Annotated in this window: 13 protein-coding genes; 12 read left to right on the top strand and 1 reads right to left on the bottom strand. The window is 72.3% G+C overall.

Features of this window, described 5'->3' with window-relative positions:
• Positions 1-225 precede the first annotated feature (225 nt).
• The 10 genes from sbnA to ASF28_RS11335 all read left to right on the top strand — a co-directional run bounded on the left by sbnA (position 226) and on the right by ASF28_RS11335 (position 13,548).
• A complete protein-coding gene (sbnA, locus tag ASF28_RS11380) occupies positions 226-1,221 on the top strand; it encodes a 2,3-diaminopropionate biosynthesis protein SbnA (protein WP_056092251.1) in 996 nt (331 codons plus the stop codon).
• Between the two features lie 85 nt (positions 1,222-1,306).
• A complete protein-coding gene (gene sbnB, locus ASF28_RS11375; RefSeq protein WP_056092247.1) occupies positions 1,307-2,317 on the top strand; it encodes a 2,3-diaminopropionate biosynthesis protein SbnB in 1,011 nt (336 codons plus the stop codon).
• An 8-nt stretch (positions 2,318-2,325) separates the two neighbouring features.
• On the top strand, positions 2,326-4,140 hold the full coding sequence (locus ASF28_RS11370) for an IucA/IucC family protein (protein ID WP_056092244.1): 1,815 nt from the start codon (positions 2,326-2,328) through the stop codon (positions 4,138-4,140).
• Complete coding sequence (locus ASF28_RS22860; protein WP_056092240.1) at positions 4,137-5,285, top strand: hypothetical protein; 1,149 nt, start codon at positions 4,137-4,139, stop codon at positions 5,283-5,285. The genes ASF28_RS11370 and ASF28_RS22860 overlap by 4 nt, the downstream gene beginning before the upstream one ends.
• Positions 5,282-8,743: an IucA/IucC family protein gene (locus ASF28_RS21785; protein WP_082476492.1), complete on the top strand. Its 3,462-nt coding sequence runs from the start codon at positions 5,282-5,284 to the stop codon at positions 8,741-8,743. Before ASF28_RS22860 ends, ASF28_RS21785 begins: the two co-directional genes overlap by 4 nt.
• On the top strand, positions 8,740-9,522 hold the full coding sequence (locus ASF28_RS11355) for an HpcH/HpaI aldolase family protein (protein WP_056092237.1): 783 nt from the start codon (positions 8,740-8,742) through the stop codon (positions 9,520-9,522). Before ASF28_RS21785 ends, ASF28_RS11355 begins: the two co-directional genes overlap by 4 nt.
• Complete coding sequence (locus tag ASF28_RS11350; RefSeq protein ID WP_056092233.1) at positions 9,519-10,730, top strand: type III PLP-dependent enzyme; 1,212 nt, start codon at positions 9,519-9,521, stop codon at positions 10,728-10,730. The genes ASF28_RS11355 and ASF28_RS11350 overlap by 4 nt, the downstream gene beginning before the upstream one ends.
• A complete protein-coding gene (locus tag ASF28_RS11345) occupies positions 10,727-11,113 on the top strand; it encodes a ParB N-terminal domain-containing protein (RefSeq protein WP_056092229.1) in 387 nt (128 codons plus the stop codon). The genes ASF28_RS11350 and ASF28_RS11345 overlap by 4 nt, the downstream gene beginning before the upstream one ends.
• Before the next feature lie 252 nt (positions 11,114-11,365).
• Positions 11,366-12,778, top strand: a complete 1,413-nt coding sequence (gene pyk, locus ASF28_RS11340) for a pyruvate kinase (protein ID WP_056092226.1) — start codon at positions 11,366-11,368, stop codon at positions 12,776-12,778.
• 359 nt (positions 12,779-13,137) lie between these two features.
• A complete protein-coding gene (locus ASF28_RS11335) occupies positions 13,138-13,548 on the top strand; it encodes a DUF1236 domain-containing protein (RefSeq protein WP_056092224.1) in 411 nt (136 codons plus the stop codon).
• Positions 13,549-13,659: 111 nt separating this feature from the next.
• Here the strand turns inward: ASF28_RS11335 and ASF28_RS11330 are convergent, their stop codons facing one another.
• Entirely contained in the window at positions 13,660-13,929 is a 270-nt protein-coding gene (locus ASF28_RS11330; RefSeq protein ID WP_056092222.1) for a hypothetical protein, read from the bottom strand.
• A gap of 909 nt (positions 13,930-14,838) precedes the next feature.
• Between ASF28_RS11330 and ASF28_RS11325 the strand changes: the two genes are divergently transcribed.
• Together ASF28_RS11325 and cysE are read left to right on the top strand one after the other, a co-directional pair.
• Entirely contained in the window at positions 14,839-15,030 is a 192-nt protein-coding gene (locus ASF28_RS11325; RefSeq protein WP_056092219.1) for a hypothetical protein, read from the top strand.
• A 44-nt stretch (positions 15,031-15,074) separates the two neighbouring features.
• Positions 15,075-15,938, top strand: coding sequence for a serine O-acetyltransferase (gene cysE / locus ASF28_RS11320; RefSeq protein ID WP_056092216.1), 864 nt, complete (start codon positions 15,075-15,077; stop codon positions 15,936-15,938).
• Positions 15,939-16,168 lie beyond the last annotated feature (230 nt).

The raw sequence follows: 16,168 nt of genomic DNA, 5'->3' as shown, positions 1-16,168 counted from the left end.
GAGCAACAAATCGTAATTTTTGGTTCTTTTCTAAAAAATTCACGGTGTTCATTTGAATTTTTCCAATGATATAGCTTTATAATTTTGAATTTTATCCGGGTATGATCTTGATAAGCGCCGCGGATGTCCTCAATCAGCGCCGATGCCGACCGGTCGGAGCGCACGAAGAGTCCGATCTCTTCACGCGCTCCCTCTCGGACACAGGACAGCAACGGAGCAGCAGCGATGATGCCGAATGCCGGACCGCCCGTCGGACAGACGCCGCTCGTGGCCCTGGATCGCCTGTTCCCGCCCGAGATCGTGCCGGTCTTCGCCAAGCTCGAGATGCTCAACCTCGGCGGCAGCGTGAAGGACCGCACCGCCAGCCACATGGTGGCCGAGGCCGTCGCGGCCGGTCGGATCACGGCCGGGAGCCATCTGGTCGAGAGTTCCTCGGGCAACCTCGCCGTCGCCCTGGCGATGATCTGCAGCCGCCATGGGCTGCCGTTCACCGCCGTGGTGGATCCCAAGATCGCGCCGGCCAACCGGCACCTCATCGAGGTCTTCGGCGGCCGGATCGACATGGTCACGCGAGCCGATGCCCAGGGCGGCTACCTCCAGACCCGGGTCCGGCGCGTCGCGGACCTGGTCGAGACCCTGCCCGGCGCGGTCTGGCTCAACCAGTACGCCAATCCCGACAACTGGCGGGCGCATTATCACGGGCTCGGCGCCGAGATCGTGCGGGAGATGCCGGCGGCCCCCACCCATGTGGTCGCGGCCGTGAGCACCTGCGGCACCCTGATGGGGCTGGCCCGGCGCCTGCGCGAGCGCTGGCCCGAGATCGAGGTCGTCGCCGTGGACATCGAGGGCTCGGTGATCTTCGGGGCCAAGGGCGGCTCCCGCGACATTCCGGGGATCGGCGCGAGCCGCGTGCCCGAGCAATTGTCCCTGCCCGAGGTCGACGCCGTGATCACCGCCACCGACTGGGAATCCACCCTCGGCTGCCGCCGTCTCGTGGCGAGCCAGGGCATCCTCGCCGGCGGCTCCTCGGGCACGGTGGTGGCGGCCATCGCCAAGCTGATTCCGACCCTGGCGGCCGGCTCGCGCATCGTCACGCTGCTGCCGGACCGGGGCGAGCGCTACCTCGACACGGTCTACGCCGAGGATTGGCCGGCCCCCGAGCGCCGCGTCACCCGGCCCTTCGCCGCCTCCTACCGCCGCCTCAGCCGGCGCGCCGCCTGATCGCGCGGAGCGCATCCCCGGCCCGACGCCTCCGCCGGGACCGCCCGCCCATGCCCATCCCCGTCCCCCGCAACGGAATGCTCCGATGACAGCAGCGACCCTGCGCTACCTCTCGCGCTCCGACATCGCCGGCCTCGGCGGCGACCGGTCCGATCTCTACATGGAGGCCGTGGAGGCGGGGTTCCGCCTGCACGCCGCCGGCGATTTCGTGCAGCCGCTCAAGCCCTACCTGCGCAGCCCGCGCACGGACCACATCGCCGACCGCATCATCGCCATGCCGGCCTGGATCGGCGGGGCGCAGCCCATGGCCGGCCTGAAGTGGATCGGCTCGAAGCACGACAACCCGTCCGCCCGCGGCCTGCCGCGCGCCAGCGCGGTCATCGTGCTCAACGATCCCGAGACGAACTATCCCATCGCCGTGATGGAGGCCGGCCTGATCAGCGCCATGCGCACCGCCGCCGTGACCGGGCTCGCCATCCGCCACCTCGCGCGCGACGGTTTCACCGAGGCCGCCATCATCGGCTGCGGCCCCATCGGCGAGCGTCAGGCCGCGATGCTGGCCGAGCAGTTCCCGAGCCTGATGCGCCTGCGCCTGTTCGACCTGCGCCCGGAGGCCGCCGAGGACCTGTCGGCCCGCATCCGGGACCGGTTCCCGCACCTCGCCGTCACCCTCGCGCCGAGCGCCGAGGCCGCCGTGCGCGGGGCGCCCGTGGTGATCACCTGCACGGTGACGGACAAGCCCTACCTGCCCTTCGCCTGGCTCGCGCGCGGCACGCTGCTCGCCAACGTCTCGATCATGGATGTCGAGCGCGCGGTCTTCCTCCAGGTCGACAAGGTGGTGGTCGACGATTGGGACCAGTCGAACCGCGAGAAGAAGATCATCAACCTCCTCGTGGAGGCAGGCGAGTTCTCCCGCGAACGCCTGCATGCCGAGCTCGGCGAGATCGTCGTCGGCCGGAAGCCCGGCCGGGAGACGGACGACGAGATCATCCTGCTCAACCCCATGGGCATGGCCATCGACGACATCGCCTGCGCCCACGCGATCCTGGCCCGTGCCGAGGCCGCGCAGGCCGGCATTCTGCTGCCGCTGTTCTAGGGGGCACGGTGCTGGCATTTCTCGACCACCGGCCGAATTTCGCGCGCGACCTCCTCACCGAGACCTTCGATGCCCTCTGGATCGAGGATATCGGCGGCCTCAGGACGCGGGCCGCCCTCGGCGACCCTCGGGGCGCGGACGGCGCGCGGGACTACGCCCTGGTCCTCGGGGCCGGGCACCTGCGGGCGCGGATGGTGCCGGACGGCTGGCGCCGGGGCCTTCGCCTCGCCGGATCGGTCCGATACGAAGCGGCCGCCGGCGCGCGGGACCTCGACGCGGCCGACCTCCTCGCCCGCATCCTCGCATTCGTCCCCGATCTGCCCGAAGGCAGCGCCCGGCGCACCGTCGCGCAGGGCCGCGCCATCCTCGACGGGGCTGCCCTCTGGGTCGATACGGCCGAGGCGCTGGAGACCGCGGCGCTCGGTGGATCGGCCCTTGCCGGATCTGCCCTTGCCGGATCGGTCCTTGCCGGATCGACTTTGGCCTTCGAGCGCCTCGCGGCGTGGCGCGACCGGCCGTTCCATCCCCTCGGGCGCGCCCGCCACGGGTTCAGCCCCGACGAGGCCGTCGCCTACGGCGCCGAGCACGGCCGCCTCTTCCCCCTCGATTGGTACGCCGTCGCGCGCGGTCGCGTCGCCGCGGCGCCCGGTGCCGATCCGGCCGGCCCGGCCGCCGCCCTGCTGGAACCGGGCCAGCGCGCGCATCTCGACGCCGAACTCGGCCGGCGCGGCCTCGGCGCCACGCACGTTCCCCTGCCGGTGCATCCCTGGCAGGCGGTGCACATCCTGCCGGGACAGTTCGCCGACGAACTCGCCGATGGCCGCTTCATCCCGTTGACCTTTCAGGGGCCGCTGGCCGCCGCCACCTCGTCGCTGCGGACCCTGGCGTTCCCGGCGCGGCCGGGCCTGCACCTGAAACTGCCCCTGGACGTGCAGACCCTCGGGGTCCGGCGCACCCTGCCGCCGCAATCCCTGCACAACGGCCTGCACGGCGCCGGTCTGCTCGCCGCCGGCCGCGCCCGCGACCCGTGGTTCGCACGCCACGTGGCCCTGGCCGACGAGGCCGCGTTCTGGCACGTCACGGAGCCCGACGGCGACCTCTACGCGAACCGCCCGGCCCAGCTCGGCTGCGCCATCCGGCGCCTGCCGACGGAGGGCGCCGTGCCGGTGCCGCTCGCGACCTTCGCCGTGGCGCCGCTGGGCGGCCTGCCACCGGTGGTGCGCGCCCTCGGCCTCGGGGCCGCCGATCTGCCCGTGCTGTTCTCCGACCTCGCCGACCTCGTCGTCGGCACCGCCCTCGGCGGGGCCTGCCTCGGGTTCGTGCCGGAACTGCACGGGCAGAACGCCCTCGTGCTGATGGCCGGCGGGGTGCCGGCGCGCCTGCTGCTGCGCGACCACGACACCGTGCGCTGCGCCCCCGCCTGGCTCGACGAGGCCGGCCTGCCGGTGCCGGCCTACCTGATCACCGATCCGGTGCGGAACACCCTGCTCCTGCGCCGGCCGGAGGATCTTCTCGCCTACGTGCAGACCCTGGCCATCGATGTCGCCCTGCGGGCCGTCGCCGAAACCTTCGCGGCGGCCGGTGCCGGGTTCACCCTGCACTCCGCCCGCACCATCCTGATCGCCACGGTGGAGCGGGTGCTGGCGCGGGCGGACATCCCGGCGCCGCGCCGCGACGGGATCGCCGCGCGGATGCTCGGGAGCGAGACCGCCCCGTTCAAGGCGGTGCTGGCGCCGCTCCTCGCCGCCGGTACCCTCGGCACCGCAATGCCGAGCCACGTCGGCACCGCGCCGAACCCGCTCTGGCGCGGGAGCCCGCCATGAGCGGTCCGGCGCCGGGCGCCGCCGCCCTCCTCGCCCTGCAGGTCCTGGTGACGGCGGTGCCCCTGGCGCTGCTGCCCTTCCTCGGCCTCACCGTCGCCCGGATGAGCGCGTCGCCCGCCCTCTGGACCGCCCTGGCGCTCGCCGCCCCGGCCGTCACCACCCTGGCCCTGACGCCGGTCTGGACGCGGCTCGCCCACCGCGCCTCCCTCGGGAGCCTGCTGCTGTGGACCGGCGCCGTGAGCGGGTTGAGCTGCGCGATGATCGCCGTGGCGGAGCATCCGGCCCTCCTCGTCCTCGCCCGTCTGATGCAGGGGGCGGCGGGGGGCGGCGTCGTCCTGGCCCTGGCGTTCCGCGCCACCGGCCGGACCTCGGGCGCGGGCTTCACCCGGATGCAGCAGGCATCGGCCGCCGGATGCCTCGTCGGGCCGGTGCTCGGCGGATTCGCCTTCGAGTGCGATCGCTTCGGCGCGCTGATGCTCCTCGGCGGTGGGCTGACTGTCCTCGCAGCGCTCCTGGCCGCCCCGGCCCTCCGTGCCGTGCCGCCGGAGCCCGCCGCCGCGGAGGGGGCCGGCCGGATGCGCGGAGGGCCGCTCCTGTTCGCCGGCATGTGCGGAAGTGCGAGCGCCTTCGCCTTCGTGGCGTACTTCCCCGCCTGGGCGACGGCGCACGATCCTGCGCTCTACACCCCCGGCCTCATCGGCGGCCTGCACAGCCTGAGCTGGCTCGCCGCCCTGCTGATCCTCCCCGCCTGGGGCCGGGGCATCGACGCCGTGGCGCCGGTGCCGGCCCTGGCGCTCGCCCTCGTCGGGGCCGGGCTCGCCTTCGCGGCCATCCCCCTCGGCCCCGGCCTTTCCGCGATCGTCGCCCTGCGCCTGGCCCAGGGGGGCCTGTACGCGGGCCAGGCCCCGGCCCTGTTCGCCGCCATGGACGCCGCCGGCCCCGGCCGCGTCGCCGGCATCGCCCGGGCGCGGGCCAGCCTCACCGTCGGCCAGCTCGTCGGCCCGCTGGCGGGCGGGCTCGTGCTCGCCCCGTTCGGTCCCGGCGGCGCCCTGTGGGCGGCGGCCGGCCTGTCCCTCGCCGGTGCCGTGGGCCTCCTCGCCGCGCGCACCCGTCCGATCCCATCAGCCCGGAGCCGTGCCCGATGACGCACCCTCTCACCGAACCGCGCCCGGACCCCGTCGCCGCCACCTGGGCCCGGCTCGGTCTCGAACGCCTCCTCAACACCTGGCTCCGCGAAGCGGGCGATGGCCCCGACCCCGTCGGGGGCGAGATCCGGGTGATTCCCATCGGCGCGGACACCGTCCTGGCGCCGTGCCTACGCGCTTCGCCGGGCGGGTTCCATGCCTGGGGCCCCTTGCGCCTGCGGGCGGCGGACGGGCGCACGACGCCCCTCGACGACCCGGCCGACCTCGCCCGCCGCATGATCGACGCCCTCGTCCCCGAGGCGACGCCCGTGCGCGAGGCGACGAAGCGCCGGGTCCTCGACGGGCTGGAGCGCGCCCGTTCCCATGCCGCAGCCTGCGCCGGCCGCGCCGCCGACCGCACCCCCGCCGGGCTGGAGCAGAGCCTCTGGCACGGTCACCCGTTCCACCCGCTGGCGAAGAGCGTCGACGGCTTCACGGACGCCGACGCGGCGGCCTACGCGCCCGAGCGGGGGGCGGCCTTCGCCCTGCGGTGGTTCCTCGCCGATCCCGATCTCGTCGCGGGCCAGTGGCGCGAGGCCGGGGCGGAAGCGGCGACGCAGGAGGCCCTGACCGCCCTGTCCGGCCTGTCGCCTGAACGGATCGCCGGCCGCGTGCTCATCCCGAGCCATCCCTGGCAGGCGGCCCGGCTCGCCGCCGACCCGACGGTGACGGCCCTCATGGCCGAGGGCCGCCTCGAACTGACTCCGCCCGGCGGTGCGCCGGTGCGCCCGACCTCTTCGGTCCGCACGGTGTTCAGCGAAACGGCGAACCTGTTCCTCAAACTGCCCATCGCCGCGCGGATCACCAACTTCGCGCGCACCAACAGCCGCGAGCACCTGGCGCGCAGCCTCGCCGCCGCCCGCGCCCTCCGGGCCGTCGCGGGCGCGGTGGCGGAGGCCGGCCTCGACATCCTCAGCGAGCGCGGAGCCCTCGCCCTCGACGGTCCGGAGCTGGAGGCCGTCACCGGCGTCCTGGTGCGCGAGGGCCCAGGGCGAACAGCCTTCGTGGTCGCCGGCCTCCTCGAACCCTCGCCGCGGGACGGCCGGCCGATCCTCGCGGAGATGGGCTGCGACCTCACCGGTCCGGCGGCTGCCGCGGCCTGGATCGCGGCTTATGCCCGCGTCGCGATCCTGCCGCCCCTCCGCCTGTTCGCCGCCACCGGCATCGGCCTGGAGGCGCATGCGCAGAACAGCCTCCTCGCCCTGGCGGACGGGCTGCCGGCCCGCCTCGTGGTGCGTGACCTCGAAGGCGTGAGCATCGATGCCGCGACCTTCGCCCGCGCCGCCCCCGGTCACGCCCTCGATCCGACGGTGCGCTACACGGGGGAAGCGGCATGGGCGCGCCTCGTCTACTACCTCGTGGTCAATCAGGTCGCCCACGTGGTCGCCACGGTGGCGCGCGCCGCCGGGATCGACGAGGCCCCGCTGTGGACAGGCCTCGGCCGGACCCTCGCGACGGCCGACGAATCCCCGGAGGTCCGTGCGCTCATCGACCGCCTCCTCGGCGCCGAGACCCTGCCGGCCAAGGCCAACCTCGCGAGCTGCCTCGCCGGGCGCGGCGAGCGCCCGGACTACGTGGCAATCGCGAATCCCCTGCGTGTCGGCATCCGCGCGCAATCCCACCCGGACGAAACGGCTTGCGAGGACATGACCTGGGACAGGGCTTGGGACGGGACTTGGGACGGGGCCTGGGACGAGGCCGGCCGGCGCGTCGCCGGCCAATTGCTCGGCGCCCTCCTGCACGAGGATCTGCTGCCCGGTTCCGTCGTCCGGCTCGTCGGACCCGACACGGCCCTCGCGGTGAGCCTCGCGCCGTCCGGCACCGGACGCCGCTACCGGGCCCGTGCTCGCCGCATGCACGCCTACGGGCGGGTGCTCATCGAGCCCGGCAGCCTCGCGACGGAGGACGGCCCGGTGACGCGGGCCGCCGCCTTCCTCGAAGACCTCCTGCCCGACCTGCCGGGCGGGGCCGCCGACCACGCCCGCTTCGCCGACGAGCTCGCCCGGACCCAGCACAACCACGCCGACGCCCTGCTTCACGGCGCCGGCCGGACCCTCGCCGATCTTCCCTACGACGACCTCGAAGGCGCGCTGCCGGACGGCCATCGCTACCATCCCTGCTTCAAGTCCCGCATCGGCTTCAGCCCCGCCGACAACCGCGCCTTCGGCCCCGAATTCGGCGCGCCGATCCATCCGGTCTGGATCGCCGCCCACCGGTCGATCGCGGAGGCGACGGCGATGGGCGTGCCGGACGGGCAGGACGCGGATCTCATCGCCCTCAGCCTCGACCCGGAGACCCGCGCGGCCTTCGCCGCCCGGATCACCGAGCGCGGCGGGCGGCCTCGGGACTACCACCTGGTGCCGGTCCATCCCTGGCAATGGCAGCGGCTGGGGGAGGCCGCGACGGCGCCCCTGCGCCGCGACGGCACGCTCGTTCCCCTCGGGCCCGCCCGCCACGCCTATTCTGCCCAGCAGTCGATCCGCACCCTCGCCGACCGCACGGCGCCCCATGCGCCGACGCTGAAGCTTGCGCTCTCCATCCGCAACACCTCCACGGCCCGGACCCTCGCGCCCCACACGGTGCTCAACGCCCCCATCGTCAGCGCCTGGCTGGAGGCGGTGAGGGCGGGGGACCCGTTCCTGCGGGGCTCGGGCACGATCCTGCTCGCCGAGCGCATGGGCGTCGCGGTGACGGTGCCGCCCGAGGCCGATCGCGACGGCGCCCTCTCGGCGATCTGGCGCGATCCCGTCGCCCCCCATCTCGGCACCGAGGCGGCGGTACCGTTCACCGCGCTCACCCACCGCGACGGGGCGGCCCCGCTGATCGCGGACTGGATCGCCCGGCATGGCGCCGAACCCTGGGTCGACGCCCTGCTGCGGGCAGCGCTCCTGCCGGTGATGCACCTCCTGCTGGCGCAGGGCATCGCCGTGGAAAGCCACCAGCAGAACATGGTGCTGCTCCACCGCGACGGCTGGCCGACCCGCGTCGCCCTCAAGGATTTTCACGATGGGGTCCGGTTCGTGCCCGAGCTCCTGGCCGGCCCGCGCCCGCTGCTCGTGCCGACGCCGGCCGAGCACGCCCGGATCAACGCCAATTCCTACGTCGAGGCGCGGGACGTGGAGGATGTGCGCGACTTCGTCCTCGACGCCCTCCTGGGCGTGAACCTCGCGGAACTCGGCTGGTGCCTCGACCTCTGGTTCGGCTACCCCGAAATGCGGTTCTGGGACCGGATCGTCGACGCCCTGCGCCTCCACTGCGCCGCCTGGCCGGCGGCGCGGGCGGGCGCCCTGCGCTACCGCATCGCCGCCGAGACCCTCGTGGTGGAGGATCTCGCCCGGCGCCGCCTCGATCCGGCCGGGGCCGCCGGGCGCCGGCGCCCCAACCCCCTGGCGCCCCTCGCCCGGAGCCTCCCGGCATGAGCGCGCGCCTGCGCCTGCGGCGCTGCCTCGATGCCGAACGACCGGCCGGGGGCCTGTTCGTCTCGATCCCGGCGCCCGAGATCGTCGAGATCGCCGCCGTGGCGGGGTTCGACTTCGTCCTCGTCGACCTCGAACACACCCTCATCGACGGCGCCGCCCTGGACCATCTCCTGGCCGCCGCCGACCGGGCCGGACTCAGCGCCCTGGTGCGGGTGCCGGACGCGCGCTCGGAACGGACTCTCCAGTGCCTCGATGCGGGGGCCGCCGGCATCGTCGTGCCGCGCGTCGGGGGCGTCGCCGACGCCGAGGCCGCCGTGGCCCGCGCGCGTTACGCCCCGCGCGGCCGGCGCGGGGTCAATGCCGGACGCCTCGGCCGCTACGGCGATTGCGACCTGCCCGACCTCGCGGCGCGCCTCGACCGCGAGACCCTGGTGATCGCCATGATCGAGGACCCGGACGGACTCGCCGCGGCCGGCGCCATCGCCCGCCTCGACGGGATCGACGGACTGATTCTCGGGGCGGCCGACTACGCCCAGACCATCGGCCGGCCCTGGCAGACCCGTGCCCCGGCGGTGATGGCGGCCGGGACGGAACTCGCGGAGGAGTGCCGGGCCGCCGGCACCCACGCCTTCGCCATCGCGCGCGACGCGTCCGACCTGCCCCGCCTGCGCGCCGAGGGCCACCGCGGCCTCGTCCTCGCCAACGACCGTGGCCTCCTGCGCCGAGCCCTCGCCGAGACCCATCGCGCCTGGCGCGAAACGGAGCCGTCCGCGCCATGACCCCGTACCGTCCGACCCCCGCCCAGATCGCCGCCGCCACCGGAGGCGAGGCCCCGGCCTGCGCCTTCCTGCACGACCTCGACGCCCTGCGGCGCCAGGTCGATGCCCTGCGCCGGCCCCTGCCGGCGGCGGTGGATTTCTTCTACGCCGTGAAAGCCAACAACGACCCGCGCATCCTGCGCACCCTGGCACCCCGTGTCAGCGGGTTCGAGGTCGCCTCCGCCGGCGAGGTCCTGCGGGTGCGCGAGGCCGTCGGCGCGCAGGCCCGCATCGTCATGGGCGGGCCGGCCCGGACCGCGGACGACATCCGCCTCCTCCTCGCCAACGGCGTCGAACGCCTGCACGTGGAGAGCCCCCACATGCTGCGCCTCGCCGATGCGGTGGCCCGGCAGGCGGGCGCGATCCTGCCGGTGCTGCTGCGGGTGAACCTCACCGGTCCGGTGCCGGGCGCCACCCTGACCATGGGCGGGGCCGCGACGCAGTTCGGGATCGAGCAGGGGATGATCCCGCAGGCCATCGAGATCCTGCGCGATTGCCCGGGTCTGCGCTTCGAGGGGTTCCACTTCCACACGGTCTCGAACGACCGGGACGCCGCCGGCCACGCCGCCCTCTGCGCCGCGCAGCTGGGCCTCGCCCGCGATTGGGCGGCGACGCACGGCCTCGACCTGCGGATCGTCAACCTCGGCGGCGGCTGGGGCGTGGACTACGCCGACCCCGCCTGGCGCTTCGACACGGAGGCCTTCGCCCGGGCGCTGTTTCCCCTCGGGGTCGGCGCGCCGCGCGTGCAGTTCGAGTGCGGACGGATCGTGGCGGCCTATCACGCCGCCTACCTGTGCGAGATCGTCGACCTCAAGCGGTCGCACGGGCGCGCCTTCGCGCTCCTGCGCGGCGGCACCCATCATTTCCGCCTGCCGAGCTCCTGGGGGCACGACCATCCCTTCGTCGTCGTGCCCCGCGACGCTTGGCCCCATCCCTGGCCCCGGCCGGAAATCGCGGGGGAACGGCTGACCCTGGCCGGCGAATTGTGCACGCCCAAGGACATCCTGGCCCACGACGTGCCGGTGGAGCGGGTCCGGATCGGCGACCGCGTCTGCTTCCTCATGGCCGGTGCCTATGGCTGGGACATCTCCCACCACGACTTCCTCCGCCACGCCCACCCGGACCGCCACTTCTTCGACGCCACCGACCGGAGCGGACACGCCGCATGACCGGCACCGACCTCATCCTGATCTCCCCTTCGGACCTGCGCCCGACGGAGGCGTTTCACCCCGATCGGGTCCGTGCGGTGATCGCCCTCATCGTCGCGGGGCAGGCCTGGACGCAGCCCATTTGCGTCGAGCGCGCGTCGCTGGCGATCCTCGACGGGCACCATCGCCACGCCGCCGCGCTGCAGCTCGGCCTTGCCCGCGTGCCCGTGCGGATGTTCGATTACGAGCGCGTCGAACTCGGCTCGTGGCGCCACGATTGGTGCCCGACCCGCCTGGAGGTGCTGCGGCGCGCCCGCGACGGCGACCTGTATCCGCCGAAGACCACGCGCCATACCTTCACGGCCGGGGAAACGATCTCCATCGCACTCGCTCGCCTGACCTGACGGGCGCGCCGGTCTCGGACCGAGGATGACCCGTGCCCGCGCCTCCGATCCGGGCGCAGGGGCTTGAGCCCGAAGCGCTTGGACAGGGGCAGAGCGCTCGGGCAGGGGAAGGAGTTCGTCGGGCGCGACGCCTTGCCCAAACCCCGGGACGATGAAATCCTCGCCGGACCGAAGACCGATCCCCGACGGATGTCCGTGCGAGCCCGAACGTCCGATCCCCCTCGAGGAGGCGGCCGCGAGGCCGAATCAGCCATGCGCCGTCACCGCCACGCCAAGATCGTCGCCACCGTCGGTCCCGCCAGTTCGGCACCCGACAAACTCCGGGCCCTGTTCCTCGCCGGCGTCGACACCTTCCGCCTGAACTTCAGCCACGGCGTCCAGGCCGATCACGCCGCGGTCCACGCCGCGATCCGCGCCCTCGAACGGGAGGTCGGCCGACCCATCGGCATCCTGCAGGACCTGCAGGGTCCCAAGATCCGCATCGGGACGCTCACAGGCGGCCGCCTCGACCTCGTCACCGGCGAGACCGTGCGCTTCGTCCTCGACGGCAGCGACGGGGATCGCCGGTCGATCCCCCTGCACCACCCCGAGATCTTCGCGGCCGTCGTGCCGGGCCAGGATCTGCTGATCGACGACGGCCGCGTGCGGGTTCGCGTCGTCGGCCTCGAGGCCGGAGCGATCGAGGCCGAGGTGATCAACGGCGGCCCGATCTCGAACCGGAAGGGCGTCAACCTGCCGGGCACCCTGCTCGACCTGTCGCCGCTCACGGCGAAGGATCGCGCCGACCTCGCCTTCGGCCTCGACCTCGGGGTCGACTGGGTGGCCCTCTCCTTCGTCCAGAAGCCCTCGGACGTGATCGAGGCCCGCGCCCTCATCGGCGACCGAGCCGGCATCATGTCGAAGATCGAGAAGCCGCAGGCCCTGGAGCGCATCGACGACATCATCCGGCTCTCCGACGCCGTGATGGTGGCGCGCGGCGACCTCGGCGTCGAGATTCCGCACGAGGACGTGCCCGGCCGCCAGAAGGAACTCATCCGCGCCTGCCGGCTCGCGGTGAAGCCCGTCATCGTCGCGACCCAAATGCTCGACTCCATGGTCGGCGCCCCCGCGCCCACCCGCGCCGAGGCCTCCGACGTCGCCACCGCGATCTACGACGGCGCGGACGCCGTCATGCTGTCGGCGGAATCGGCGACGGGGCTCTATCCCGTCGAGGCCGTCTCGATGATGGACCGCATCATCCGCAGCGTGGAGGGACACAAGCTCTACCGCTCCATCGTCGCCGCCTCGCAGCCGGGCGAGGCGGAAACGCCGCCGCACGCCGTCGCCACCGCGACGGCGGTGCTCGCCGAAGCCGTCCATGCCAGCGCCATCGTCACCTACACGACGAGCGGGACGACGGCGGCACGGGTGGCCCGCAAGCGTCCGGCCGTGCCGATCCTGGCCCTGACGCCGAACGTCGCGACCGCGCGGCGGTTGAGCCTGCTCTGGGGCACCCATCCGGTCCACACCGACGACGTCGATTCCTACGAGGAGATGACGGCCAAGGCCGCCCAGCATGCGCGCGACGAGGGCTTCGCCAAGCCCAACGACATGATCGTCACCACCGCGGGTATCCCGTTCCACACGGTCGGCAACACCAACAACATCCGGGTCATCCAAATCTGACCGGCCGCCGGGACTGCGGTCACCACATCCGCCGTCCGCCCGGATTTCCGCTCCGTCGGCGGGATGCGGCTTGCGCTTTGGCATCGACATCCGGACGGTATCCATCCAGCCTTTGAGTTCAACGCGCCCTCCTGCCCGCGCGCAGCTTCGGCCTGCACAGGGTCCTGAGAGCATGGACCACCACCCGGTCGGCGACGCCTGAAGCCGAAGGGGGCTCCGGGGCAGGGCCCTCGGGGGGCCTTCGAGCCGACCCGCGACATGGTGCATCCGCCGAGGGGTGCGCCCGTGTCCATCCGCGCGTAAGACGGTCGCCTCACGGAATGGATGCCCCGTCGATGATGCCCGGAAGGCCGAAACCCATGCGGATTACACTGATCGTCCTGGGCCTATGGGCCGGCGGCCTCGGCGTCACGGCCCAGGCACAGGGCCTCGCGCGCGGAGCACAGGATGGGGCCGAGCGCGGCGGCAACATCGCCGGTCCCCTGGGGGCGGCCGTGGGAAGTGCCATCGGGGGTGCCGTCGGAACGGCCAACGAGATTCTCGGGATCGACCGGCGGGAGCGTTTCCGCATCTACACGCGCGGGGAGCGGCGGCCGTCCTTCGCCCATGCGGGGGCCGTCCGGGTCGGGACTGTGCTGCCGGAGGGCGGCGTCGTGTACTACGACGTGCCGCCCGAATTCGCCCTGAAGGGCTACAACTACACGATCGTCAACGACCTGCCGGTCCTCGTGGACCCTGCGACCCGCCGGATCGTCGAAGTGATCGACTGACCCCCGGGCTGGTACGACCGGCGAATGCAAAAAACTCGGGTGGCAAGATGCCGCCCGAGTGATTGGGATCGACGATGCGGCCCCGGATACCCGGAGCCGACCGTGGATGGCTCAGCGGTCGCGGCGCTCGCGCCGTTCCATGCGCTCCTCGCGCCGTTCCATCCGGTCCTCGCGACGGTCCGGATCGACGCCGAGCACGCCGCCGACCGTTCCGGTGGCGGCACCGACCGCACCGCCGACGATGCCGCCAACGGGTCCGGCGGCCCGGTTCCCGTCCTCGACGCCCCGCTCCGCACCCCGGATGGTACCCTGAGCCTGGGCCGTTGCGGACAGGGCCAAGGGCGACAGGACGAGGGTGGCTGCAACGATGAAGGTCTTCATGGATGGCTCCGTGATGTCGGGTTCAAAAGTCCCCCGGCGCAGCGCGTCGGTGGGAACAGCTTGCCGGGTCAACGAACGAGAGCCGAATTGGTCGCAACATTCCTCCCTCTTCGGTCCGCGCCTGCCCTGAGGGTACCTCCGGGGAGCCCCAAGTCCGGACCGTTCCGCCCCGGCCGGGATGCGCGCTGGCCGCTTCGAGGCGCACCCCCGTCTTCGTCGTGACCCTATCGTTTTCGCGGTGGCGACAGGCGGCGCTGCTGAACCGAGGCCGGGGGCCGTCCGGGCGACAGGAATTCCAGTTCGCCCGGATGACCTTCGAGCAGCCTCAGCCTCCGAGCGCCGGATTCATCGGGCGGAATGATCTCGACATGAATTCGTCGGGCCGGGGCCCGCCGGACCGGGGGCCGTCGCGACAGTAGCCAGAGGCAACCACAGGCGATCAGGCACAGGATCGCCAGACACGTCGCGTTCCAGTTCGGTCTGTCCTGGACCATCAGCACGACGAGACCGCAGAAAGCCAAGATTGCGGCAAGGTTTTTCGTCGTGAGATGGTCCCCGGTCATACCGTACGATTGGACGGATCTTTCGACATCCCGTGAAACAACTCGATCAACTCGTCCGTATCGCGCCATTTTCCATGAATCTGGCGCCTCATGCGCGTGGTTTCTTCCGCTTTCCCGCAAGGCGGCTGGACGGGCCGGCAACGACCGGTCCGACCTTTCATGCGAAATCGATCGCACCAAAGCTTGGAATGCACGGATCACTGTCGTACAATAAGGACAAATACAATATAATTACTGTGAAACGATAAGATCGAAGCAGACATAACCATAAAACGATCTTCGGAAGAAAGAAATCACTCACGGTCCGGATCTCGCTCCCGCGGGTCCGGCACAGGGAGACGACACCATGGTTCAGGGCGATCAGGTCGTGTTCGCGAGGCTCGACGTGGCGGAGGTGCTGGGCATCTGGCGCCATGCCACGGGGCGGGTCGTCGGCATCCATCCCGCGCGGGGCGAGCCCCTCGCCGTCGATGTGGAGTTCGCCGGGCACGGCGTCCTCGTCGGCTACATCGCTTCGCTGTTCACGCGGGTCGCCTGAACGGCCGCCCATCCGCCACAGCCCCCATCGCAGGATTGGATCGAATGACGAGCGCCCTCCAGGCCGGCATCGCCCGCCCCGGCTTCACGCGGCCGCCCCTGCGCAACACCAGCCACACCACCGCGGAAGCCGAGGTCTGGCGGGCCATGCGGGCGGAAGCGGAGGCGGCCATCGTCGAGGAGCCGCTCTATGCCGGCATCCTCCAGGCGACGATCCTGGATCAGCCCAGCCTCTCCCACGCCTTCGCGTATCGCCTCGCCCACCGCCTCGGCGACGGCGACCTCGCGCGCCTGTCCATGCGCGATCTCTGCCTCTCCGCCTTCGAGGCGGACCCACATGCCGGGGCGCACGCGGTGCGCGACCTCGTCGCCATCCGGGAGCGTGATCCGACCTGCCGGCGCTACCTCGACCCGTTCCTGTTCTACAAGGGTCTGGCGGCCCTGGAAGGCTACCGGGTCGCCCACTGGCTCTGGCACCAGGGCCGGGCGACCCTGAGCCTCCACGTCCAGAGCCGGATCTCGGAGGTGTTCGGCGCCGACATCCATCCGGCCGCGCGGATCGGCTCGGGGGTGTTCATCGACCACGCCACCGGCGTGGTCATCGGCGAGACCACGGTGATCGCCGACGACGTCTCGATCCTGCAATCGGTGACGCTGGGCGGCAACGGCAAGGAGAGCGGCGACCGCCACCCGAAGATCGAGCGCGGCGTGCTGCTCAGCGTCGGTGCCAAGGTGCTCGGCAACATCCGGGTGGGGGAGGGCGCGAAGGTCGCGGCGGCGGCCGTGGTGCTGCACGACGTGCCCGCCCACACCACCGTGGCGGGCGTGCCCGCGCGGGTGGTGTCGCGGATCACGACCGCCGAAGACCCGGCCATGAGCATGGATCAGTTCTTCGGCGACGGAATCTGAAAGAATTTTCCGGCGGAGCCCTTCTACGAAACACACCGGGCCCAGGCGGATCTTCTCTCAAGGCATTCCAAAAGAAATCGATCCGGGTGCAAGCCGGCAAAGACGATCGATGTGTTCCATGAATCTCCTTGAATACAGAAATTCGTTTCGTTGACCCGGCCGAACTCTGGAAGCTAAACCGGTGCCGCTTCCGAAACGAATGTTCTTTGGATCGGCAAGTAAAACCAATC

Source organism: Methylobacterium sp. Leaf99 (assembly GCF_001422375.1).
In the GTDB taxonomy this organism is placed as follows: Bacteria; Pseudomonadota; Alphaproteobacteria; order Rhizobiales; family Beijerinckiaceae; genus Methylobacterium.
Note: the sequence above shows the minus strand (reverse complement) of the source record. Positions and strands in the feature narration are given on the sequence as shown.

Coding starts and splice junctions, on each gene's coding strand:
- sbnA (WP_056092251.1), top strand. CDS start 226: ATGATGCCGAATGCCGGACCGCCCGTCGGACAGACGCCGCTCGTGGCC.
- sbnB (WP_056092247.1), top strand. CDS start 1,307: ATGACAGCAGCGACCCTGCGCTACCTCTCGCGCTCCGACATCGCCGGC.
- ASF28_RS22860 (WP_056092240.1), top strand. CDS start 4,137: ATGAGCGGTCCGGCGCCGGGCGCCGCCGCCCTCCTCGCCCTGCAGGTC.
- ASF28_RS21785 (WP_082476492.1), top strand. CDS start 5,282: ATGACGCACCCTCTCACCGAACCGCGCCCGGACCCCGTCGCCGCCACC.
- ASF28_RS11355 (WP_056092237.1), top strand. CDS start 8,740: ATGAGCGCGCGCCTGCGCCTGCGGCGCTGCCTCGATGCCGAACGACCG.
- ASF28_RS11350 (WP_056092233.1), top strand. CDS start 9,519: ATGACCCCGTACCGTCCGACCCCCGCCCAGATCGCCGCCGCCACCGGA.
- ASF28_RS11345 (WP_056092229.1), top strand. CDS start 10,727: ATGACCGGCACCGACCTCATCCTGATCTCCCCTTCGGACCTGCGCCCG.
- pyk (WP_056092226.1), top strand. CDS start 11,366: ATGCGCCGTCACCGCCACGCCAAGATCGTCGCCACCGTCGGTCCCGCC.
- ASF28_RS11335 (WP_056092224.1), top strand. CDS start 13,138: ATGCGGATTACACTGATCGTCCTGGGCCTATGGGCCGGCGGCCTCGGC.
- ASF28_RS11330 (WP_056092222.1), bottom strand. CDS start 13,929: ATGAAGACCTTCATCGTTGCAGCCACCCTCGTCCTGTCGCCCTTGGCC.
- ASF28_RS11325 (WP_056092219.1), top strand. CDS start 14,839: ATGGTTCAGGGCGATCAGGTCGTGTTCGCGAGGCTCGACGTGGCGGAG.
- cysE (WP_056092216.1), top strand. CDS start 15,075: ATGACGAGCGCCCTCCAGGCCGGCATCGCCCGCCCCGGCTTCACGCGG.